We start from the raw sequence: 21,216 nt of genomic DNA, 5'->3' as shown, positions 1-21,216 counted from the left end.
GTCACGCTCCCCTGCGGTAACGAAGCTCGACGTCGGTGATCTCGACGGTGCAGAACAGGGCGCTCGCGATGGCGAGGCCGGTTCCGGTGAACGGGTGGGGTGGCAGGGCCGCGCGGACCGTGGCGAGTTCCTCGTCCGCCACCGTCGCGAGGGTGGTGTCGCCGAGGATGACGGGCCTGCCCCCGGGGTCGGGGTCGACGACCACGATCCGCACGAGGGGTTCGGGGTCGGCGATCCAGAAGAAGCGGCCCGCGCCGGCGGACACCGTGACGGTGACGGCTTCCTCGACGGTGGCGGCCAGGTCGACCCACGTGGTGGCGGCGGTGTGGCCGGGTGCCGGGGTGACGACGGCCTGGGCGCCCGCGAGGGTGACGGTCAGCGACGTGCCGGGGTCGCAGAAGCCGACGATGCCGACGCGGGTGACCTGGTCACCGCGCAGCGCCAGCGGAGGGAGGGCACGGGTGACCGGCGCGTCGGTGACGACGGTGCCGATGTGCGCGCCGTTGGGCGGGAGCGGGTCGGAGATGTCGGCGAGGCGCATGCCGGCGTAGGTGAGGCGGAGGTCGGCGACGACCGTCGTCGGCGGGGTGGCGGGCAGCGGCGGCACGGTGAGGGTGGTGGGTTCGCCCGCGAGGTCGGCGGTGGTGATGCCGGGGACGCGGCGCAGGAGCGCGCCCGTGACGGTGGAGAGGGAGACGCGGACGCGCGCCGCGTGGGCGGCGGTGAGGGTGATGGTGCCGGTGAGCGGTTCGCCCGCGACGCGTTTCGCGTCGAGGGCCGCACCGATCCCGACGGTGACGTCGGCGGTGGCCGTCGGGCCGGGCAGGAACTCGCCGGGCTGGGCCCACAGGGTGGCGCCGTCGGGTCCGGTGAGCGTCAGGTCGACGGCGATGGTGGACGCCCAGCCGGTGACCTTCCCGACGGTGACGGCGACCGCGCTGAAGTCGTCCGGGGTGTCCCCGTCGACGAGGGAGACCTTGATCCGCTCCCCGGCGAGGTCGGGCAGCCGCAGGACGCCACCGGAGAAGCTGGCACCGGTGAGGGTGGCGGGCACCTGTCCGCGCGGCGCGACCGACGGCACGGCCACCACGGGTGAGGCCCACCCGCCGCCGTGGGCGGGCACGCTGACGGAGAGCCGCCGCCCGGCGAGGTCGCTCTCGCCCCGCAACACCGTTCCGTCGGGGTCGGTGAGGTCGGCGAGGTGCAGGCCGCGAACCCGCCGCCCGGTGGGGACGGTCACCACGATCTCGCCCCCGGTGACGGAAGTGGGCAACTCCCCCAGCGGGATCCCTGGCCCGCCTTCGGTGTCGGCCTCGACGGCGAGCACGACGGGATCGAGCTCCACCGCCTCCGCCCCGTCGGGCAGCCCCAGGTCGAACGGGAAGGTGACCCCCTCGGGACCGACGTCCCGAGGCTGCGGTGCCGCGAGGAGGGCGGCCCCCGAGGCGAGCACGGCCGTGCCGGGAACCACCGAGAACTCGGCCGCCGACAACAGCTCCAGCACATCCCTGGTCATGGGCGCACCGCCACGTCGAAGCGGGCGAGTTCGGTGCCAAGCGCGGGGCCCGGGCGGGCGACCGCGATCACCAGGTGGTCCGTGGTGGCGCCTGCCGGCGGGACGTACTGGAACTCGGCGGTGTCACCGGTCAACGGGACTATCCGCGCGCCATCGGGTCCTGGAGTTCCGCCGGTCAGTTGCCCGGCGGCGTTGCCCCGCAGCCGGATCGCCAGCGAGTCGACCGGCGCGGCGGTGCGCATCCGCACCCGCAGTGGCACCGGGGCATCGCCTGCGCGGAGGTTCAGTGGCCAAGGGTCGAGAGCGATGGGCAGCACCGCGGCCTGGACCACGGCCGAGGAGATGGGCACACCCGTGACACCCGGTGTGTCGGGTGGCCAGAACCAGCCTTCGGCCGAGAGAAGCACGCCCGCCGGCTCGGTGCCCGGGTCGGTCAGCACCGACACCGGCGCCTGACGGCTCAGCACGAAACCCGGGTCGCCCTGCGCGGCGAGTGCCGAGGCGTCACGCAGGTCCGGGGCATCGAGCTCGTACAGCACGGCGTCCAGTGCGGACACGCGTTCCCCCCGGCCGCCCGCCGTGGAGGCGCGCACCTCGATGAGCACGTCACAGCGCAGGCGCAGCACCCGGCGTGGGTCGTCGGCCCCCGGCACGACCTGGGGCCGGGACGCGCCGAAGTCGGCGGTGAGGACCTCAGCACGTGCCGTGCCGACCAGCAGGGTCGGCTCGTCCGGACCGCCGGAAGGCCCTGGCGACACGAACACCCGCCCGGCGAACGGCGCCGCCAGCCGGGCACCCAGCACCTCGGCGAGCCTGCTCTCGTAGTGGGACAGCATCGCGGCTCAGCCGTTGGCCTTCGGCGGGTGCTTCGGTTTCGCCCGCTTCTTGCCCTGCGCGGGCTTCGCACTCGCCGGCGCCCGTTTCGCTTCTGGTTCGGCGACCTCGGTCGACTCCTGTGCCGGCTCGACCACGTTCTCGTCGCCCTCGGCCGCGCTGGTTTCCGCCGCCTCGACCGAACGCGCCTCCTTCGTGCGGGGCTTGTCCGGTGCCGGGTCCTCCTCGGTCGGCGCCACCTTCTCGTCCTTCTTGCCGATCAGGCGGCGGATCGCCTCCAGTTCCTTGTCCACCCGAGCCCGCTCGGCGGCCATCTCGCCGCTGAACCGCTCCGCCAGCGCGTCCTGGCTCGCCTGCAGCTCCGCGACGGCCTCGTTGAGGTCCCTCGTGAACACTTTGCGCAGGTCGCTGGCCAGCTTGTCGAAGTTCGCCGAGGTCTGCTGCTTGAACGTCGCGAGGTCGGTGCTCGTCGTCACCACCGTCGACCGCAGGGACGCCGCGTCCGCCTCGGCGGCGGTCATCCGGGTGCCCAGCGAGGTCAGGGCCGGGGTGACGGCGGCGGTCGCGGCGGCCACGATGTCGGGGCGCCGCTGGTCGACCTCCTTACCCACGAGGTCGGGCAGCTCGTTCCGCACGCCCTTGACCCGGTCGTCGAGCTCACCGCGCACGCCGGCGATCGCCTGGGCCAGCTGTGTGCCCACGGCCTCCCGCACCATGTCGTCCCCGGTGGCGATCTCCGACCGGAGCGCCTCGGTGACCTCGTCCCGCAGTGGGCCGCGCAGCCCGTCCGCGACCCGCGCCGCCTCCTCCGTCGCCGCCCGCACGGCCGCCGTCTGCACACCCTTGAGACGCGAGGTGATCCGCTGGTCGAGCTGCTCGGTGAGCGGGCCGACGATCTCCTGGGTCTGCTCCAGCGCGATCCGCCGCACCGCGTCGAGCAACTGCGCGTACACGTCTTCGGGGATCTGGGTCCGCACGCCCGCGAGCGCCTCGGACAGCTCCTCCTCGGTCACCAGCGTCGTCGACAGCTCGACGAGCCTGCGCTCGAACTCCGCGGCGTCCAGCAGCGCCCCGGTCGGGGTGGTCAGCCTGGCCCGCAGCTCGTCGATCGCCTGGAGGTGGTCGAGCAGGTCGGCGGGCGTGAGACCCTCCAGTCCGGCGGAGAAGGTGAGCAACGACGTCAGGTCACCGCGCAGGGAATCGAGGGTCTCCCGCACGGACGTCACGTCGTCGCGTGCGTCCCCGAGGCCGTCCATCTTGCGGCCCAGCCGCGTGATGGTCGCGTCCCGCCCCAGGTCCTGGGTCTCCAGCCGGGTCGTCGCGGTGCGCACGTCCCGCAGGCTCGACACCAGCTCGTCGAGCCGCTTGTCCACCGCGCCGATCCCGCGCTCGACAGCGCCGATCCGGCCCAGTGCCACCGGATCGTCCATCGGGCCACGCTCGATCAGCGCGCGCAGCCGGGGTTCCAGCCACCCCATCCGCACCTGGTCGGGGTGGTCGTGCGGCTCGACCGCGTGCGTCGAGCCGCCGTCCACGACCGCCCTGGCGACCTCCAGCAGCGCGCCGACGACGGTGTTCCAGTCGCGTGCGGCGATCACGTCGCCCGCGTCGCGCCTGCTGATCGGCAGCAGCCGCTCGACGAGCTGCCTGAGCCGTTCGATCTCGTTGACGGTGGCCATCTCAGCCGCCGATCTTCGACTTGCCGAGCGCGGATCCCGTGCGGCGGTAGGTGTTCAGCTCCTCCTCGGGGGAGATCAGCCCGCCGCTGTCGGACAGCGAGTGCGCCAGCGTGAGCACGGTCTGCACCTCCGGCCGCGCCAGGAACTCCGCCGCGCCCTCCCCTTTGGACTGTGCGATCTCGTTGATCTCCGCGCTCAGCACGACACCGGTGGTGGCGAGCTTGGAGCTGAACTCGACCGGCGTCGCCTGCAGCACGGCCTCCAGCTCCCCGACCCGGTCGAGGATCCGGTCGCGTGCCGGCCCGACCGTGCCCGCGACGTCGAGCATCTTCGTGGTGGCACGGCGCAGGAACTCGTTCTCCACGTCCCGGCGCAGCTCCAGCAGGCTGTTGCCGAAGGAGGTGACGAACCGGCGCACGTTGCCCTGCACCTCGTCGATCTTCGCCGCGATCTCCGGGTGGTCGTGGCCGTGCGGGCTCACCAGCGACGCCAGCTGCAGCACCGCGCCGGCGAGGTCGGTCACGCCCGCCACGAGCTGGTTCCAGTCGTCGGCCCGGATGACCTCACCCGACGCCTTGCCTCCCACCGCGGCCACCTGTGTGCGCAACGAGGTGACCGACTGCTGCACCGGCCCAAGGTCCGCGTCGGGGATGTCGCGGATCGGGGTGTCGCGGAAGTCCACCGGGTCGATGGGAATCGGCACGAACACCGGCAGCTTCTGCGGGATCACCCGGATCGCCTTCTGGTACAGCGGTGTCACCACGTTCGGGTGGAGCACCTCGACCTGCCACTCACCCGGGTCCACGTCCCGCACCACGAGCGTGCCGTCCAGGAACGGCTTCCGCTCGATCAGCTGGCCGGTGACGGTGTTCGTCATCCGCACCGTGGCGTCCCTGTTCGCCGGCGGGTAGTTCTGCAGCTTGAAGCTGAAGCTGCCCTTGTCGATCGCCGCCATCGGTCACTGCCTCCTCATCGCACGAGCCACTGGAGATCGCCGAACGGGAACTCGACCTCCCAGAACAGCGACAGCTCGTGGTCGCCGCCCTTCTGCACCGGGGGGAAGACCACCCGGTTGTAGAGCACGTCCTCGTCGTCCCGGCGAGACATCAGGCTCGCCTCGCGCACGGTGCCGACGGCCGCGGTGCTCGCGAGCGTCGCCCGCACCCGCACGACGACCCGCCGTCTCGGCTCGTCCAGCTCCACGTGGAAGTCCTCCGCGGCGATCGGCGCCACGGTGTCGCCGGTGAGCCCCTGCCCGCCGCCGCCGTCGTCGTTGGCCAGCGCGGTCACGGTGACCGAGTCGGGCTCGTCGTCGCTGGTGCCCACCGCCATGTGCGTGATCGGTGTGCCGAGGCCCGCGAACAGGTCCGCGATGATCCGCCCGCCCGAGCGCAGCACGGTGTTGCGTGCCACGCGCTCGTCGAGCAGCGCGCCAGTCCGGTCGCGGACCTCCATCCGCAAGGTCGCTCGCATCGTTCTCCCCTACTGGTAGGCACTTTCGTCGAAGTCGGAGCTGCCGAACAGGCCGCCGACGTCCGGCGGACCGGCGATGCCGACGGTGCCGACCTCGTAGGCCCGCATGTCGTCGATGAACACGAGGTGGTCGAGCTGCCGTTGGCTGTCGTGCAGTGGCCGCAACCGGGTCTGCGTCGCGACTCCCGCGGCGGCGAGCGCGTCGACGCCCTCGGCGACCGAGGACGCCAGCTGGTCGCGGGCCTCCAGCGCGTCGTCGAGCCGTCCGGCGTGTGCGCTCAGCACGCCACCGTCGAGGTCGACCCGCAGGCTGGCCGGCACCCGCTCCGTCCACATGAGATCGACGATGGCGCCCGGCTCCTGGTCGAACAGGGCGTGGTCGAACGTGGCCTCGTCGAAGCGCCCCTGGCGCAGGTCGAGGTCGGCGAGCGCGAGCAGCACCCGGTCAAGGCCCGGCGCGTCGAAGTGCGCGACCGGCAGGAACCAGATGTCGTTGGGGCCACGGGGAAGTTCGAGAGCGCTCGGGTTCGGCCCGGTGTCCGCGGGCGTCCACGGCCGCCCCGGCACGACCCGGTGCACGGCTTGGAGTTTCGCGGTCACGTCCTCCCGGTTCAGCCGCGCCTCGACGGTTCCGTCGCCGACGGCACGCACCCACAGCCGGTCCCCTGGCCGCAACGCGCCGAGGAACGCGATCGCCTCACCGGTGGTGAGGTTGGCGATCACCGGCACGTACTCGCCGCCGCCGCATCCGGTCAGGAGATAGGAAAGCCGGGCGGTGTCGAGGCCGGTGTTGACCACCTGCTGCCTGGTCAGCGGCGCGGCGCCGGACTGGGCGCCGAGCCGGGCACCGGTGGTGCGCGGCGGGTTCTCCACGAGCGCGTGCCCGACGCGGGTCGGCGCGGTCGACCACTCGTCGAACGGCGGGAGCGCATCGACGTCGTTGGTGGCCTCGAACGCCTCGGCGTACCGGGACACGAAGTCCCGCAGGGCGTGCACGGTCACCGCGCCGTCCCGCAGCCGGGCGGTGCGGTGGGCGTGGAACCAGGCGCGGTACTCCCCCAGGCTCTGCCACGGCGCCGGCGCGATGTCCAGCAGCGCCCCGAGCGCGGCGGCCTCGGGCAGCTCGAGCGCGGTGTCGAACCAGTGCGCGCGCTGCACCGCCCTGGCTCGCTCGTCCAGGATCTCCAGCTGCAGGCCGAGCACGCCGGCGAGGCCCCGCACCAGGTCCCCGTCCCGGTAGAGGGTCGGCAACCGGGCGGCCATGTCCTCCGCGTGGGTCATGTCCCGTCCTCCGGCACGTCCATTCCCCGGCGCCGCAGGGTTTCCGACATGCCGGGCAGGTAGCTGCCCTGGCCGTCCACGAGTTGGGTGAACTGGCCCTGGTGCTCGACCAGCACGGTCACGAGCTCCCGCACCAGGCCGAACCGCGAGTCGTCGCGGATGGCGGCGGCCAGGTTGTCGACGGAGAGCGGGTCTGCCGGCCCGCGACCCGCGAGGTGGCTGTCGACGGCGAGGGTGATCGCGTCGGTCGCCTGCGCGAGGGTCACACCCGGCACCAGGTGGATGGGCAGGACGAGGTCGACGTCGGCGGTCGTGGCGACCGTCGCACCGGCCTGTTCGGCCACCGGCGGCGGGAAGGTGAACGGGCGCACCACGTCCAGCACCTGTCCCGTCTGCAGGACAAGGGTTTCGATCGGGGTGCCGTCCTGTGCGGCGAACGCGACGGTGGCGTCGGCGACCCGCTCGTCGGACAGCGCGGCGGCGGTGAGGGCGTTGACCCGGACCGTCGCGCCGGGACCGAGCGCGGTGAGCCGGGCCGCGATCCGCTCCTCGACGCCGGCGGTCACGTCGTCGAGCTCCGCGCCGCTCACTCCGGTGCCGGTGAGGATCAGATCGACCCGTACGGTGACCGTGAGGCGGGCGGCGACGGAGGACAGCACGCGGATGCCGGCGGGGCGCAGTTCCTCGATGCGTTCGGCGACGGCGGCCGCGGCGACCGGGTCGTCCGGGCTGGCGTAGGCGACGTCGACGCGGACCTCACCCGGCACCCCGTTGGGGAACTCGGTGATCTCGACGCTCTTCACGCCGGTCACCGACAGCACACCGAACCGCAGCGCGTCGAGGGTGCCGCGGACCGCGCCGTGCAGGGCGCCCTGGGCGCGGCGGCGCAGGTCCTCGTCGCTCTCCCCCGCGGCCTGCCGGTAGGCGGGTTCGGGGTTGGTGACCGTGGAGATCCCGGCGATCAGGGTTTCCAGGCGGTCGAGCGCGCCGGCGTCGACGAGTGCGGTGTCGGCGGTCGCCCCCGCGGCGAGCACCGCACGGGACTCCTCGCCGGCCTCGAGGGTCAGCGTGGCGACGGTGGCGTAGCGGTTGGCGGCGGCGTCGGTGACGACCGTGCCCGCGGGCAGCGTGACCTTCCCGCCCGACGCGGCGTTGCGCGCGAACCGGACCGTCGCGAGTGGATGGCCGGCGGGCAGCCGGCCGACGCCGATCAGGGCCACCACACGTTCCAGCGACGGGCCTTCGGCGAGTTCTAGGTAGCCGGAGCGGTAGATCCGCTCGAGGTACTGCTCGCCGAGCGCGATCTCCCTGGCCGTGGTCTCCAGCAGCGTCCTCGCGACCGAGCCGATGTTGAGATCGGTCAGTGGCACGGGGTTCGTGCGCACCGGGTAGTAGTTGACCGTCAACGTGCTGCCTGGCGCGGGTTTGCGGCCACCGTCGCGGAACACCACCGCGTCGAGCTCGCCGTCGCCGTCGGTGTCCGCGAGGGTGAAGTCCGCGTCGGTGAAGCGAACCGGCACCTGGGTGCCACCGGCCTCGGTGACACCCTCCAGATAGGACACTCGGGCGATCGGCCGGGAGGCGAGGCGGTCCAGCACGACCGGGCCCTCGGTGGGCGCCACCGCGGACTCGCGGACCGTGCCGCCGGTGAGGGTGGTCAGCAGGTCCCGGACGATCGCCGGGTAGGTCCGCGGGGAGTACTCGGGAGTCACAGGCCCACCTCGAGTCCGATCGTCACCGGGTCGCCGCCGTCGACGGGTCGCACGGCGATCTCCACGACGAAGTCCCAGGGTTGTTCACGTCGCGGGTCGAACGTGATCGCGAGTGGTTTGTCCTCCACGCGTGGCTCCTCGCGGACGGCCTCGAGGATGTAGGCCCGGCACAGGCCGCGCAGGGCCTCGGTCTTGCGGCGGCCGATCAGCTCGCCGAGGCGGGAGCCGTAGTTCGCGTGGCCGAGGTCGGTGAGCGCGCCCCTGGGGGTGAGCAGGCGCAACACCAGTGCCTGGGCGAGGTTCTCGCGACCGGTGAGCACGCCGAGATCGGTGACCTCGGTGGCGCCGGGTGGTTCCGGCCGCCAGCCCTGCTCGCCGTCCTCGTCCGCCGTCGCGGCGCGGAGGCCGCCGGTGCGCGGGAGAATCCGTTGCGCGGGCTTCGGCACCGGCGTCAGGTCCACTGTGGACGCGTCGTGGGCGCCGAAGCCCGGGGGGCCGAGGATGACCTTCAGATCCGTGCCCAAGCTGGATGGGGCCATCTCAGTTCACCTTCACCTGGGGGCCGGAGATTTTGACACTGGACTGGCCGGTCAGCTCGATGTCGGATCCCTTCAGCGTGAGCTTCCCGGTGGCGGTGATCTCGATGTCGCCGCGGCCGGTGACGGTGAACGTGGCGTCGCCGACCTTGATCTCGGCGCGGCCGCCGCCGCCCGAGTCCACCGTGGCCTCCGCGTCACCGGCCTTGAGGTGGACCTTCTTGTCGTCGGCCTCGATGGTGACGTCCTCGCCGAGGGTCAGGGTGAGCTTCGGGTCGGCGCCGCGCACGACGGTGGTGAACGTGGGGGTGTCCTCGCCGGCGGGCAGGCGGAGCACGATGTCTCCTTCGCCGTGTTCTGGCGGGGCCAGCTCGGCGTGGTAGAGCCGGCCGACGACGACCGGGGCGTGCACGTCGGCGTCGGCGAACACGACGATCACGAGGTCGCCGGGCGCTGGGGTGGCGGCGAACCCGAGCGCGCCGACGGCGATCGGCACCTGCGGCAGCACGAGGCCCAGCTCGCGCAGCTCGACGGTGACGGCGTGGTCCTTCGGGGAGCCGGTGCCGTCGAACACGTCGACGACGGTGCCGATGGCGGCGGTGGGGCGCGCGGCGGCCTCGTGCCGGGCGATGCGGCTGATGGAGTCGAACAGCGCCGCGGTCACAGCAGCCCCCCGAGGAGTCCGCCTGCGCTCATCGCCACGGCCGTGAGCTTCGTGGTGCCGCGGGCGCCGGGGCCGACGCGGTGTTCCGCGCGGGTGACGAGCCACGGTCCGGTGGCGTCGTTGGGGCTGTCGGCGATCTCGACGGTCGAGCCGGCACGGAGCTCCGGCACGAGCCAGCAGGTGGCGGTGAGCCGTGCCGCGCCGTTGAACGCGGCGAGGGCGTCGGAGGTGTTGCTCGCGGCGCTGGGGGTGCGCAGGGCGGGCGCGGGCACGCGGATGGCGGTGGCGCTCGGGCCGTCGGCGCCGTCGGGCACCACGGCGGTGGTCTGGGTGCGGGCGTCCGGGGCGCTGGCGTTGCCCGCCGGCCCGTTGCCCGCGACGACGAGGGCCGCCTGCGGCGCGGGGGTGGTGACGCGCAGCTCGGCGATCTCGCGGCCGTAGCGCAGCGCGGTGCCGGCCGGTGGCTCCGGAATCGGGACGACGTCGAGCTTTCCGTCGGCGCTGGCCGCCACGATGCAGCCGGCCCAGGACGCGAGGGTGGTGACGTGCTCGAGTGCGGTGCGGCCCTGGTGGGCGACGTAGGTGGGCAGGTCGAGGTCGGCGTCGATGCTGCCGGTGCCGGCGTCCGCCTCGCCGGCGAGGACGTGGATGATCGCGGCGGCGGACTGCTGCTCGAAGGTGGCGCCGGTGCGGATGGCGGCCAGTGCGGCGGTGGCGTCGCCGCAGAGCACGGTGGTGCGGTCGAGGCCGCGGCGTACGGAGTGGACGGTGCCGGTGAGGACGGTGGTGGCGTCGGTGCTCTCGCCGGTCAGGGCGACCTCGACGTCGTCGCCCGGACCGGCGTCCACGGGCACGTCGCGTGGGAGGACGAGCCGCGCGGAGCCGACGCCGGGCGCGAGCGCGAGGGTCACGTGTGCTTCGGAGAGGTTCCGTTCGTAGCGCAGGGACCCGATGGTGGCGGTGGCCGTGAAGGCGAGGACGGTCATGCGTCACCACCGAAGAGGGCGGCCAGGTTCGCGGCGACGTCGGCGTAGGTGGCGGACGCGGCGCCGACGGTCCCGACGGCGTCGCTCATGGGCTGGAGCGGGCCGCTCACGTCGAGACTGCCCAGTGCGGCCAGCGCGGAGAGCTGGTCGACCGCGGCCATGGCGGCGTCCACCGCGCCGGCCAGGTCGTCCGCCAGACCGGAGATGTCCCCGGCGATGTCGTCGAGGAGGTCGGTGTCGAACCCGAGATCCCCCACCCCGAAGTCGTCGAGGCCCCCGAAGGCCCCGACCGCCGCGGGCGGCGGCAGGGGCGGGCTCTCGACGAGCGAGATCTCGTACCCGACAAGGTCATGCGTCCCGGCGACGACCCGAGCCCGCAACCCCACGACGACGACCCGCTCGAGTTCGAGCGCGGTGGTGATGTCGGCGGAGAAGGGCACCTCCTCGCCGGCGGCGGCAAGCTGTTGCAGGGAAGCGAGATCATCCAGCGCGGTATCCCCGGCGAGCACGCCCTGGACCACGAGCGTGTGCGGTCCGCGGCCGGCGCGCTGAAGCACGGCCCCGTCAAGGCCTGGCACACCAACCGACTCGAACCCGGCGCCGAGCGCATGATCGATCCGTTGCACAGCACTGAGAGCGATGTCCCCTACCAATGGGATGGGCGCGGTCATGAGCGCATCACCCCACGCAGATCGGCCTCGTCCTGGAGCGCCGCGGCCAGTTCGTCAGCGATGTCCACCATGGACTCGCCAGCCGTGGGCCGGCTCGCGTGGTGCGGCACCGTGGCCAGGCCACCCAGTGCGTGCACGGCCTGCGGCGGCCCGTCAGAACCTGCCCAGAACGCGGCGATCCCAGCACTCACGCCGAAGTCCCGTGACCTGTCACCCCACAGAGCGGCGTCGACCGCCGAGGAGCTGCCGCCAGGCAGCCAGCGCGACCGAGCGGAGGTGTGACCGGCGCTGGCTCCGTCGTCCGCTGGCACCTCGGCGCCCGGCCGGGCGTTCCCGTAGCGCAGACCAGCAGAACCGCCGGTGATGTCGGCGCCTCGCCATTCACCCTCGACGCCGCTGGAACCGTTGCCCGGCACACCGGCGCCGCCAGGCATAGGGCTCGCCGGCATACCAACCTCGGCCACGGAACCAGCCACATCCTTCGGCGCGTTGGCCCTGCCGCCCGTGCCACCCAGCGACTCGACGGCTTCGCGGACGCGCCGAAACGTGCTCAGATCAGCCGCACCGGCCCTGCCGCTCAGCCACTCGCCGCCTGTCCCCGGTGCAGCCGCCCTGCCGGCCACATGATCAACGGCCGCCGCGGCTCCGCTACCTGACCTGGCCGCATCGAGACCAGCCGGATCCTCGGCCCGGCCAGTCGCATGCCGCCTCACCTCAGCTGAGCGACCTCCCGTTCTGGTGGCAGCCTCGCTGCCACGGCCAGCCGCACCAGCCCTGCCAGCCGCGCCGCTCAGCGACTGGCCCGACGCCCCCGGTGCGCCACTCAGAACCACTGGATCGACGCGCGCACCAGCCACGTCACCAGCCGCCCCGACGCCAGGCCTTTCAGCCAGGCCGGCCGGCGCGGCGGCGCTGCCGACTGCCTCCGGTACACCCGATCCGGTCAGATCCCGACGCCGGTGCGCCGGCTCGCCGGTGCCCGCATCCGATCTGCCCACCGTCGCACCGCTCCGGCCAGCCGAACCCGGCGCGGCGGCCCGGCCGGGCGGGTGGCCCAGCCACTCCTGGGCCCCGCCAGCTCTCGATCCAGCCGGCTCGCCCTGCCAGCCAGCCGGATCGCCGGCGAGTCCGGCAATGCCGGCACCCGATCGGCCGCTCGCTTCGTGACGAGCAGCCGCGTCGCTCGACGCGGCGGGCGTGGCCACATGGCCCGGATCGCCCTCGGTCGTGCCGGGACCCGTTCCTGCCGCCGCCTCGCTTCCCCAGCGGGCATCGCCGGCACTGCCGTCGATCCCCTCCTGCTGCGGGGGTGCCAGGAGAGGCGCCCGGCGGAGCAGGTCCTCGACCAGTCGGTCCCGGACCGACGCCGCGTCCTCTCCCGTCGAGGAGGCGGCGAACGCGATGTTCGTCCAGCCGTCGTCCTGGTGGGTGGGGCGGACCGCGCGGGCAAGGCGGTCGATCATGTCCGCGTCGGCGGAGGTGATGTCCGCGGCACTCCACCCGTAGGCGGAGGCGACCGCGGCGGCCGCCTCCGCGAATGACAGGGGCTCATCGTCCGGCCGGGCACCCGCGAGGTGCAGCGCCAGTGCTTCGAGCGCCACCAGCGACGGGCCGGCAGGGAGAACACCGCGCACCCTGGCCGTCGCGAGTACCGCACCGGCCAGTGTGCCGGCGGGTGCGTCCGCGACCACCCGGGTCCGTTCTCCGAAGGTCAGCGCCCGCAGCACCACCTGCCCCGTGGCCAGGCCACCGTCGACGGGCGCGACCTCGATCACCCGGTCACCGACGACCGCCCGGCCGGCACCGAGGTCCACGACCACTCCCGCGGTGGCCACCGGTCAGTGCTCCTCGCGCACGCGGGCGGCGCTGAAGCCGTAGACCGCCTGACCGTGGCCGCCGACCGACAGGTCGAACGCCTTGTCGGTGATGAAGCACTCGTCGAACGTCACGGTCGTGGTGGTGTCACCGTGGCGCAGGTTGGCGACGATCTGGAACAGTTGCTCACCCTCGAGCGCGTCAAGGGCGACGCTGGCCGAGGCGACCCGCAGCCGCCCCTCCACCTCGTAGGCGCCCGAGGTGACCCCGATCCGCTCGGTGCTGCCGAGCGCGTAGATGTTGTTGCGTGCCCGGCGCATCCGGTAGTCGATCCCCTGAACGCCCTCGACCGGCTGACCGTCCACGAGCACGGAGCTCTCGGTCGCGGCGAAAACCGTCGGCATGCCGTCTCCTTGTGTGTTGTGTCCTGAGTAGAACGTCAGTTCTTGACGCGGATGGTCGCGTAGACGTAGTCGATCGCCCTGACCGGACGGACCGCGATGTCGACGCGCACGATGCCCTGCGCGAAGTCCTGTTGCGTGGAGTAGACGTCCACGAGGAACGCCGGGTCGCTGCCGTCGGTGCTCGGCACGAGCGCACCCGACCGCTCCAGGCGGGTGAACGTCGCGATCAGCTGCTGCTTCAACGCCTCCCGCGCATCGGCGGAGTTGAGGCGGCCGATGAAGTTCTCGCTGATCGCCTTCGTCTCGCGGATCGCACGGTCGGCCACGCGCGTCACCGAGACCTGGTCACCGGTGGTGTCGATGCCCTTCAGCACGATCACGCCGCGCCCCACCCGCTGCTGCACGACGAGCAGGTTGGTCGACGAGCCGAGGAGCCGGTTGAGCTCGCTCTCCCGGAACTTGGCCGGCGGGATTCCCAGCAGCTGCGCGGACTTGAACGTCGGGGACTCCTGCGGCTCCATCCGTCCGATGAGGCCCGCGACGACACCGGCCGCGCCGGGCGGCGCCACGAGGACGAACCGCCGGTTGCGGACGGCGGCGGCGTGGTCGCGGATGCCGTCGAGGTCGTCGGCGTCGTCCGGGGTGATCGAGCCGAACGCGATCCGCGGCGCGCCGGAGTCGGTCATCGCGACGGCGTGCGCCAACAGTGACTGGTGGATCTGCACCACGCTTTCTTTCGCCAGCGCCGGTTCGAACGAAGCGAGGACGAGGTCGATGCGGGAGTCGTCGGACAGCCGCTCGATCGCCGTCTGGTAGGCGGTGACGTTCGGTGAGGCACCGTCGGCGAACGTGGCCGGCGCGGTGGTGGCCCTGGGAAGCCGGGCGGTGCCGGCGAGTGAGCTGCGCGGTGTGGCCAGGATGAGGCGGCTCTCGGCGGAGAGCACGGCCGGCAGGTGCCGCGCGGAGTCGGGGTTCATGGTGAGACCGGTGAAGATCTCCTGGCGGGCGCCGTTGCGGAGCACCTCGACGCCGATGGCGTCGTCCGCCCCGGTGATCTTGACGGTGACGCCCGCCGGGTCGCCGACGCCGCGGATGTCCATCAGCATCGTGCCGGTGGCCCCGGACTGCGGGATGGCCACCTTGCCCTGGTTGTCGAGGGCGTAGTCGCCGGGCTCCGGGTCGTCGCCCTCGAACCCGGGCTCGATCGCGACCACGTAGGCCGACCGCGAGTTGACGACACCGAACAGGTCGAACGCCTGCCCCGGCTCGACGACGAGGTCGTCGAAGCGCTCGACCTCCTTGTCTCCCAACAGGATCCGCAGAGTGACGCGGACGACGTCGCCCGCGGCGTTGGTGACCGCGCGGACGTCGGCGCGCAGGGCGTTGCCCCAGGCCCCGTTGGACCGGGCACGCAGCCGAACGGCCGGGTCGCCCGCGGTGTTGAGAAGGGACGTCCGAGCGGGCGCCCCGCCGGCGACCGGCGAGACGACGACCTCACGGGCGCCGCTGAAGAGGGCGTGTGCTGCCTCGGGCATCGAGGCCACGGTGCCGGGACCGAGCAGGTCCTGAAGCTCCGACACCCGGCTGACACCGACGAGACCACCGTCCGTTGGCGGCCTGTCGACGATGCCGACCACGCCGATGATGCCGGCGGCCGCCGGCAAGGGCGGCAAGACGTCGAATGTGGCCTCGACGGAGACACCGGGAACAACCAGAACTGGCATGGAATCCTCCCACGCGTACTGCCGCTGAATATTCCGAATAAGCGCGAGCCGCCGAACGCGTGAAGAAGATCGCGCGACGTTGGCAACGATATTGCCGATGGGACGCCGCGCCGACCGACCATGGTCCGCCAATGTGGACCGGAGTGAATGCACTAAGAGGCACACAGATGAACGTATCTGGCAGCCCGCGCCCGCCTCGTGCATGGAACGAGGCCGTGATTGCGGTGTGTGACACCAAATACGGGCACACGGTGACCTCACCGGGCGTGAACACGTGGATGATCGTGCCCGCCTCATCCGGCCAGCGGCCGACCCTCGGTGTTGGGGAAGCGGATGTGCGCGATGTCCAGGTCCGGGCCGTCGAACGGGGCGGTCAGCTCGAAGATCTCCCGGATGTGCGGCGTCGTCTTCGCCAGCGCGCTCTTCGACGTGCCCCCGCGGCCCATGCTGCCCAACGGGTTGAGCAGCACATACCGCGTCCGTTGGCGCGGACGAACGCGCACAGCCGTGCGTACTCCTCGTTCTCGGCGAGCGTGTTCGGAGTACACAGCAGCCCTTGCAGGATCCCGGCCGCGCCGAGCTTCTCCGCGGTAGCGGCGGTGACCGCGAAAGCTCGCCCGGTCACCGCCGAACTTGCCGTGCGAGTCGGCGGCGAACCCGTCCAGCGCACGTTGCAATGCACACCCAGCCCGGCCAGTTCACCGATCTGAGCGTCGTCGAGCGTGGTGGCGTCGGTGCAGATCCCGACGCCCATCCCGGCGCCACGGAACGCGTGCACGATGGCGACGTCACCGTACGTTCGCTGTGAACGGTGCGGGTGGGCCGGTGTGCGCACCGGCCCACCCGATGTGATCCAGACGTGGGAGTGGCGAACATCCGGTGTCCTGACCGTCACCACCGCGCCCCACCTCAACTTCCGCGGCGACGGCCGTGCGGCGCTCGAGTTCCACCAGAAGCCCTCCGGCGGCGACCTGGCCGTCATCACCTACGCGGACATGGGCAACGTGGAGAACCCGGACGAGGCCGACCAGATCGTCTGGGGCCAGGTCGGCGCCGCCAGCGGCTTCCACGTAGGCCTCAGCTCCGCACCGCGAGCGAGGCCGGGCAGGACTGCGTCTCGGGGTGCTCGACCAGCCGGATGAGGACGTCGAGCCGGCTCGCGGCGTCGCGCAGCGAGGAGATCCTCTCCGCGAGCCGCTCGCGCTCGACGACGAGCGACATCAGGAGATCCGGGTCGGCCCGCGGGTTGTCGACGACGTCCAACAGGGCCGAGATCATGCCGCTGCCGAGTCCGGCGGCGTAGAGCTCGCGGATGAGTCCCACCCGTTCGAGCGCGGCGGCCCCGTAGACGCGCTGACCGCTGGTGGTGCGATCCGGCCGCAGAAGCCCCATCTCCTCGTAGTAACGCAGGGCTCGCGGGGTGACTCCGGTCTTCGCGGCCAACTCGCCGATCCGCACTCCGCCCCCCTTCCCACTGGTGAAAGCGGTCACATTCGACAACCCCTCACGTCGACGTCAGGTCCTAGGTTACCGGGTGTCCTCTTCGGTCATTCTCATGCGGAGTTCTCCATGGGCACCACGATCTGCTTCGACGACTACGGCGACTCGTCCGTCCTCAGGGTCCGGGAAGAGGAAACTCCTCCCGTGAACGCCGGCGAGGTCCGCGTCTCCTATCGCGCCATCGCCGTCAACCCCGCGGACTGGAAGATCGTCTCGGGCTATGCCCGCGACTTCCTCCCACTTCAGCTCCCCGCCGTCCCCGGCAACGAGAGCGCCGGTGTGGTCACCGCGGTAGCGCCCGACGTCACCGGGTTCGCGGTCGGGGACGAGGTCATCCGCGTCGGGCTGGGCAACAGCTACCGCGCGGAGGCGAACGTCCCAGCCGCCGAGTTGCTGAGCAAGCCCGCGGACATCGACTTCGAGCAGGCGGCGTCACTCGCCGTCGCGGGCTGCTCGGCCTACGCCGGGCTGGAGCGGATCGCGCTCCAGGCCGGCGAGACCCTGCTCGTGCACGGAGGTGCCGGCGGTGTCGGCATCGCGGTCACGCAGATCGCGACACACCTGGGCGCGAAGGTGATCAGCACGGCGTCGGCGCACAACCACGAATTCGTCGCAGGTCTGGGCGCGACGCCGGTCACGTACGGACCGGGTCTGGTGGACGAGGTCAGGGCGCTGGGCGGCGTGGACGCCGTCTTCGACGCCCACGGCGGCGCGGGCTGCGTCGCCGCGACCCCTGCACTGCTCTCCGACCTGACGCGAGCCACCACGGCCGCCCAGGACGAGCATTCGGCCGCCGCCGGCATCGCACACGTGGGCGCGTCCATGGCGGACATGGGACGGCTCATGGCGGCGGTGACCGACCTCGCTCGCGAGGGCGTGGTCCGCTTCCCGGTCCAGGAGCGCATTCCTCTCGCCGAGGCCGCCCGGGCCTTCGACATCAGCCGGGCCGGACACGTGCGGGGCAAACTGGTCCTGGTCCCCTGACGACGACCGCGATCGGTCCGGGCGCGACGGTGGCGCGATCGGCCACGGCCGCGGTCAGGCGCTGGGCGTCGTGGGAGAGTCGGGTTCGGGCAAGTCGCTCACCGCGCTCGCCATCGCCCAGCTCGTCGAAGAGCCGGGCCGGGTGCAGGCAGACCGGCTGCGCTTCGCCGGGCAGAACCTGCTGGACGGCTCCGATCCCCGACACCGCGGACGGCTGCTGGGCCAGGGCCTCGGCATCGTCTTCCAGGACCCGATGAAGTCGTTCAACCCGGGCCACCTCCGGAGGCAACCCGCCGATACCAGGATCCCGCTGACTATCAGAAGTCCCAGACGGCCCGGATCGCTGCCGCCTCGCGTTCGGCCTGGCGCCTGCCGATGTGGAACGCCCGGCCGACGGTCTCCGGGTCCATCATCTTCACCGGCGCTTCGAGGTCGCCGAAGTCGGGGTCGACGGCCACCAGCCGGGTTTTTCCGCGCAACTGGGCCACTTCGGCGTCTGCCTTGATCGTCGAAGGGGATCGATCGCTGCCGGGTGCGCCACTCGGGGCCTCGAGCGGCAGGCAGGACACGACCACGAGAACGTCGCTCGGTGGCGCCGCCGCGGCGTTCAGGTGGTTCACGATTCCGCCGTCCATGTAGCGGTTTCCGTCGATGGTGACGGTGGGGAACAACATCGGCACGACGCAACTGGCCGCGACCGCGTGCGGCAGCGGCACACCGGATCCTTCGCCCCACACGACAAGCTCGCCGGTGCCGGTGTCGATCGCCGTGCAGCGGAACCCGGCGGGCCAGGCGACACCGTCGAGTGTTCCGAGCAGGCCTAGGTAGTCGTCTTCGGTGAGCGTGGTCGACGCTTCCTGTGCTGCAGAGCCGATCGCCCGCAGCGCTTGCCGCGGGTCGGCAGCGAAGACGGCTTGGCGCGACGCGTCCAGGAAGCTTTGCGAGCCCGCCCCCAAGCTGTCGAAGTCGAGCTTCTTCCCCACCTCCGCCAAGATGGCGAGCGCGTCGGTGACGTCACGGCCGCAGGCCAGCATCGCACCGACCAGGGATCCCGCCGACGTTCCCACGATCGCCGGTGCTTCCGCCAAGTCGACGCCGGCTTCACGCAGTCCGGCGAGCAGACCCGTCTGCCAAGCGACGCCAACGCTTCCACCGCCGCCCAGAACGACCGCGCGGGTGGGCGAGCCATTTCCTTGACGAGTCATTGCTGTTCCTTCCGTGATGTGATCGAAGGTGCCGCGAACGATCAGGCGCAATGCGGCGACCGCTGCCTCCACGTGCCAACCCCAGCCGAACGTCGCCAAGGCCAGGTCGGTCATCGGGTCGAAGCCGCTGTAAACGGCGTCACGGACCGTGCGCGAGGGAATCTGCGGGTGGATGAAGATCGGCTGCCGCAGAGCCGCGGCGGTGGCGAACAGGTCGTCGTAGCGCGGGTCGTCCAGCGGCGTCTCGGCTGTCCGCCCGTAGACCATCGCCCCGACGAACCCTGGACCGGCCGCGCGTTCGAGCTCCGCGGCGGCGGCCTCCGGGTCCGCCATCGGCAGCGTGGCGAAGGCCCGCAGCCGTGCCGGGTACCGGCCGACGGCCTCGGCAGCGATGTCATTGGCCCGCCTGCTCAGAGTACGTGCGTCCGCCGGCTCCAGCGGCTGTGTCCCGGGTGGCGCCAGCGAGAGGATCTGCAGGTCGACCCCCTGGGCGTCCATCGCCGCGATCCGGGCGTCGCCGATATCGTCGAGGCGTTCGAGGTTGTCGCCCAGCTCATCGAGCACGACGCTCGGGTCACCGCGGTCTTCCGGGAGCGCCTTCACCGCCGACGTGAGCTCGGGCAGGTTCCAGTGTTCTTCGATCGCGATGAGTGCCACGCCAGGTCCCCGATCCGCTGCGGGCAGTCCACTCAACCGCCGTTGAGTGAAACAGTACACGAATCGCTCAACGACTGTAGAGTGAAGCGATGACCGAGACCTCCCGCGACGCCAAACGCGCCCGTACCGCACAGCGGATCCTCGACGCCGCACGGCAGGAGTTCGCGACCCGCGGCTTCGACGGCACGACGATCCGCGGCATCGCCGGCGCGGCGGGCGTCGACGCCTCACTGGTGATGCAGCACTACGGCTCGAAGGCGGCCCTGTTCACCGCCGCTGTTCAGCTGCCCAGCGACGATGTCGAGAGCGCCGCCGAGCACCTGCTGGAGGTCCTCGGCAACCGACTGCGCGAACTGCCCCCGGAGACGAGCGCACTCGTCAGGTCCATGCTCACGGTGCCGGAAGCCGCCGACACGATGCGGTCCTATCTCGACGAACGCGTAGACAACCTCGCCCGGTCATTGGAGGGCGACGACGCACACCTGCGCGCCCTGATCACCGTGAGCGGCATCCTCGGCCTGACGATCTCGCAGCACTTCCTGAAGTTGCGCGCCTTCGACGACGCCTCCCACGAAGAGTTGCTGCGGGCCACGCGTGGCTGGACCGAGTATTTGTCGCGCGACTCGTAGGACTGTTCAGCAGCAGGCGATCGTTGCCCGCACTCGGTTGCCGTCGGATCCGGAACTTACGAGTTCCGGGCTGGTTAGGACAGCGACGCGGCCGCCCCGCTACGCTGGTGCCGGCGAGATGGGGAGCGCTCACGGACTGCACGCATCGCCGACCCCACGGGACTCCGTCCGGAACGTCTACGGACAGCGCTGGTTCGCAGCGGAAGCCAGAGGCGAAACCTCCCATCAGGAACCAAGTTCGCCGCGAGCGAGATGAGGCTCGTCGAAGAGATCCCGCCCGACGTGCTGCGACACTTCGCCGTCGGCTGCGCAAGGCGCAGCTTCGGGTACCTCGAGCAACGACACCCGGTGGACGCTCGGAACCTCCAGTGCATCCAAGCCACGGAAGGCTTTCTCGACGGCGTGCTCGGGACGGACGACCTCCTGGAAGGCCGCCAGGCCGCCGGCGCGGTCGTCGCCGATGGGGTCATCGGTCCCGACACCGGACGCCTCACAGCCGCGGCAATGGCGGCGTCCCAGGCTGCCGACGGGGATGCGGCGTCGTGGACGGCCGCCGCGGCGGGGGCCGCACACGCGGCCAACGTCGCGGCGGACGCCATCGACGCGGCTGCCGCCCTCACGACCGCATACGCCGGAATCCACAATGTCGCGAAAGGCTTCGCCGCCGCGAACATCGCGGAGCAGGCCGCCGCCGCCGCGCGCACGGCCGCGGCATCCGGCGCTGTCGCGCACGCCGCGGCAGTGGCCGCGGCCGGCGGCACCTATGCACCGGACACCGCCTCCGACGCCTACTTCGCGGCCTGGTCCGCGGCTACCGCACACCCCTCCGACCGTCACTACCTGGCCCAGAACGCGCACCTGCTCGAGCTGATCGCCGGTACACGAGCAAAACACGCCTGATCGACGCGGCCCGAGGCTGATCCGCCCGCGTCACGGCGTCAGCTCC

At 72.0% G+C, this 21,216-nt stretch carries 20 protein-coding genes and 1 pseudogene; 4 read left to right on the top strand and 17 right to left on the bottom strand.

Annotation, left to right across the window (positions count from 1 at the left end; genetic code table 11):
• Position 1: 1 nt before the first annotated feature.
• The 16 genes from VET29_RS33865 to VET29_RS33790 form a co-directional block, all read right to left on the bottom strand.
• A complete protein-coding gene (locus VET29_RS33865) occupies positions 2-1,516 on the bottom strand; it encodes a hypothetical protein (protein WP_324928403.1) in 1,515 nt (504 codons plus the stop codon).
• A complete protein-coding gene (locus VET29_RS33860) occupies positions 1,513-2,352 on the bottom strand; it encodes a hypothetical protein (protein WP_324928401.1) in 840 nt (279 codons plus the stop codon). The genes VET29_RS33865 and VET29_RS33860 overlap by 4 nt, the downstream gene beginning before the upstream one ends.
• Before the next feature lie 6 nt (positions 2,353-2,358).
• Positions 2,359-4,029 carry a hypothetical protein gene (locus VET29_RS33855; protein ID WP_324928399.1) on the bottom strand — a complete coding sequence of 557 codons (1,671 nt, stop codon included), beginning with the start codon at positions 4,027-4,029 and terminating at the stop codon, positions 2,359-2,361.
• A 1-nt stretch (position 4,030) separates the two neighbouring features.
• A complete protein-coding gene (locus VET29_RS33850) occupies positions 4,031-4,984 on the bottom strand; it encodes a hypothetical protein (RefSeq protein ID WP_324928397.1) in 954 nt (317 codons plus the stop codon).
• A 14-nt stretch (positions 4,985-4,998) separates the two neighbouring features.
• Positions 4,999-5,502 (bottom strand): hypothetical protein, encoded by a 504-nt coding sequence (locus tag VET29_RS33845; protein ID WP_324928395.1) that lies wholly within the window; start codon positions 5,500-5,502, stop codon positions 4,999-5,001.
• A gap of 9 nt (positions 5,503-5,511) precedes the next feature.
• A complete protein-coding gene (locus VET29_RS33840) occupies positions 5,512-6,783 on the bottom strand; it encodes a hypothetical protein (protein WP_324928393.1) in 1,272 nt (423 codons plus the stop codon).
• Positions 6,780-8,495, bottom strand: coding sequence for a baseplate J/gp47 family protein (locus tag VET29_RS33835; RefSeq protein ID WP_324928391.1), 1,716 nt, complete (start codon positions 8,493-8,495; stop codon positions 6,780-6,782). Before VET29_RS33835 ends, VET29_RS33840 begins: the two co-directional genes overlap by 4 nt.
• On the bottom strand, positions 8,492-9,034 hold the full coding sequence (locus VET29_RS33830; protein ID WP_324928388.1) for a hypothetical protein: 543 nt from the start codon (positions 9,032-9,034) through the stop codon (positions 8,492-8,494). The genes VET29_RS33835 and VET29_RS33830 overlap by 4 nt, the downstream gene beginning before the upstream one ends.
• Before the next feature lies 1 nt (position 9,035).
• Positions 9,036-9,695, bottom strand: a complete 660-nt coding sequence (locus tag VET29_RS33825) for a hypothetical protein (RefSeq protein WP_324928387.1) — start codon at positions 9,693-9,695, stop codon at positions 9,036-9,038.
• Positions 9,692-10,681, bottom strand: a complete 990-nt coding sequence (locus VET29_RS33820) for a hypothetical protein (RefSeq protein ID WP_324928385.1) — start codon at positions 10,679-10,681, stop codon at positions 9,692-9,694. The genes VET29_RS33825 and VET29_RS33820 overlap by 4 nt, the downstream gene beginning before the upstream one ends.
• Complete coding sequence (locus VET29_RS33815; protein WP_324928383.1) at positions 10,678-11,259, bottom strand: hypothetical protein; 582 nt, start codon at positions 11,257-11,259, stop codon at positions 10,678-10,680. The genes VET29_RS33820 and VET29_RS33815 overlap by 4 nt, the downstream gene beginning before the upstream one ends.
• Positions 11,260-11,348: 89 nt before the next feature.
• Positions 11,349-13,187 (bottom strand): hypothetical protein, encoded by a 1,839-nt coding sequence (locus VET29_RS33810; RefSeq protein ID WP_324928381.1) that lies wholly within the window; start codon positions 13,185-13,187, stop codon positions 11,349-11,351.
• A gap of 3 nt (positions 13,188-13,190) precedes the next feature.
• Positions 13,191-13,571, bottom strand: a complete 381-nt coding sequence (locus VET29_RS33805) for a hypothetical protein (protein WP_324928379.1) — start codon at positions 13,569-13,571, stop codon at positions 13,191-13,193.
• A 35-nt stretch (positions 13,572-13,606) separates the two neighbouring features.
• Positions 13,607-15,295 carry a phage tail sheath C-terminal domain-containing protein gene (locus VET29_RS33800; RefSeq protein WP_324928377.1) on the bottom strand — a complete coding sequence of 563 codons (1,689 nt, stop codon included), beginning with the start codon at positions 15,293-15,295 and terminating at the stop codon, positions 13,607-13,609.
• A gap of 293 nt (positions 15,296-15,588) precedes the next feature.
• Positions 15,589-15,798, bottom strand: a complete 210-nt coding sequence (locus tag VET29_RS33795; RefSeq protein ID WP_324928375.1) for a hypothetical protein — start codon at positions 15,796-15,798, stop codon at positions 15,589-15,591.
• A 574-nt stretch (positions 15,799-16,372) separates the two neighbouring features.
• Entirely contained in the window at positions 16,373-16,753 is a 381-nt protein-coding gene (locus VET29_RS33790) for a MerR family transcriptional regulator (RefSeq protein WP_324928373.1), read from the bottom strand.
• A 111-nt stretch (positions 16,754-16,864) separates the two neighbouring features.
• On the opposite strand from VET29_RS33790, the gene VET29_RS33785 reads away from it, so the two are divergent.
• Together VET29_RS33785 and VET29_RS33780 are read left to right on the top strand one after the other, a co-directional pair.
• Positions 16,865-17,779 carry an NADP-dependent oxidoreductase gene (locus VET29_RS33785; protein WP_324928371.1) on the top strand — a complete coding sequence of 305 codons (915 nt, stop codon included), beginning with the start codon at positions 16,865-16,867 and terminating at the stop codon, positions 17,777-17,779.
• 52 nt (positions 17,780-17,831) lie between these two features.
• Positions 17,832-18,050, top strand: a pseudogene (locus VET29_RS33780) (ATP-binding cassette domain-containing protein); the annotation flags it as partial.
• 46 nt (positions 18,051-18,096) lie between these two features.
• On the opposite strand, the gene VET29_RS33775 reads toward VET29_RS33780, so the two are convergent.
• A complete protein-coding gene (locus VET29_RS33775) occupies positions 18,097-19,641 on the bottom strand; it encodes a patatin-like phospholipase family protein (protein ID WP_324928369.1) in 1,545 nt (514 codons plus the stop codon).
• Between the two features lie 89 nt (positions 19,642-19,730).
• Between VET29_RS33775 and VET29_RS33770 the strand changes: the two genes are divergently transcribed.
• Together VET29_RS33770 and VET29_RS33765 are read left to right on the top strand one after the other, a co-directional pair.
• A complete protein-coding gene (locus VET29_RS33770; protein WP_324928367.1) occupies positions 19,731-20,270 on the top strand; it encodes a TetR/AcrR family transcriptional regulator in 540 nt (179 codons plus the stop codon).
• Positions 20,271-20,522: 252 nt separating this feature from the next.
• Positions 20,523-21,170: a hypothetical protein gene (locus tag VET29_RS33765; RefSeq protein WP_324928365.1), complete on the top strand. Its 648-nt coding sequence runs from the start codon at positions 20,523-20,525 to the stop codon at positions 21,168-21,170.
• Positions 21,171-21,216: the final 46 nt, after the last annotated feature.

It is taken from the genome of Actinophytocola sp. (genome assembly GCF_035634895.1).
Taxonomy (GTDB): domain Bacteria; phylum Actinomycetota; class Actinomycetes; order Mycobacteriales; family Pseudonocardiaceae; genus Actinophytocola.
This window is presented reverse-complemented; position numbering and strand designations above follow the sequence as displayed.

What these genes read in the sequence shown, in the direction of transcription:
- VET29_RS33865 (WP_324928403.1), bottom strand. Translation starts at nt 1,516, where the DNA reads ATGACCAGGGATGTGCTGGAGCTGTTGTCGGCGGCCGAGTTCTCGGTG.
- VET29_RS33840 (WP_324928393.1), bottom strand. Translation starts at nt 6,783, where the DNA reads ATGACCCACGCGGAGGACATGGCCGCCCGGTTGCCGACCCTCTACCGG.
- VET29_RS33805 (WP_324928379.1), bottom strand. Translation starts at nt 13,571, where the DNA reads ATGCCGACGGTTTTCGCCGCGACCGAGAGCTCCGTGCTCGTGGACGGT.
- VET29_RS33800 (WP_324928377.1), bottom strand. Translation starts at nt 15,295, where the DNA reads ATGCCAGTTCTGGTTGTTCCCGGTGTCTCCGTCGAGGCCACATTCGAC.
- VET29_RS33855 (WP_324928399.1), bottom strand. Translation starts at nt 4,029, where the DNA reads ATGGCCACCGTCAACGAGATCGAACGGCTCAGGCAGCTCGTCGAGCGG.
- VET29_RS33850 (WP_324928397.1), bottom strand. Translation starts at nt 4,984, where the DNA reads ATGGCGGCGATCGACAAGGGCAGCTTCAGCTTCAAGCTGCAGAACTAC.
- VET29_RS33860 (WP_324928401.1), bottom strand. Translation starts at nt 2,352, where the DNA reads ATGCTGTCCCACTACGAGAGCAGGCTCGCCGAGGTGCTGGGTGCCCGG.
- VET29_RS33785 (WP_324928371.1), top strand. Translation starts at nt 16,865, where the DNA reads ATGGGCACCACGATCTGCTTCGACGACTACGGCGACTCGTCCGTCCTC.
- VET29_RS33845 (WP_324928395.1), bottom strand. Translation starts at nt 5,502, where the DNA reads ATGCGAGCGACCTTGCGGATGGAGGTCCGCGACCGGACTGGCGCGCTG.
- VET29_RS33765 (WP_324928365.1), top strand. Translation starts at nt 20,523, where the DNA reads ATGAGGCTCGTCGAAGAGATCCCGCCCGACGTGCTGCGACACTTCGCC.
- VET29_RS33820 (WP_324928385.1), bottom strand. Translation starts at nt 10,681, where the DNA reads ATGACCGTCCTCGCCTTCACGGCCACCGCCACCATCGGGTCCCTGCGC.
- VET29_RS33830 (WP_324928388.1), bottom strand. Translation starts at nt 9,034, where the DNA reads ATGGCCCCATCCAGCTTGGGCACGGATCTGAAGGTCATCCTCGGCCCC.
- VET29_RS33770 (WP_324928367.1), top strand. Translation starts at nt 19,731, where the DNA reads ATGACCGAGACCTCCCGCGACGCCAAACGCGCCCGTACCGCACAGCGG.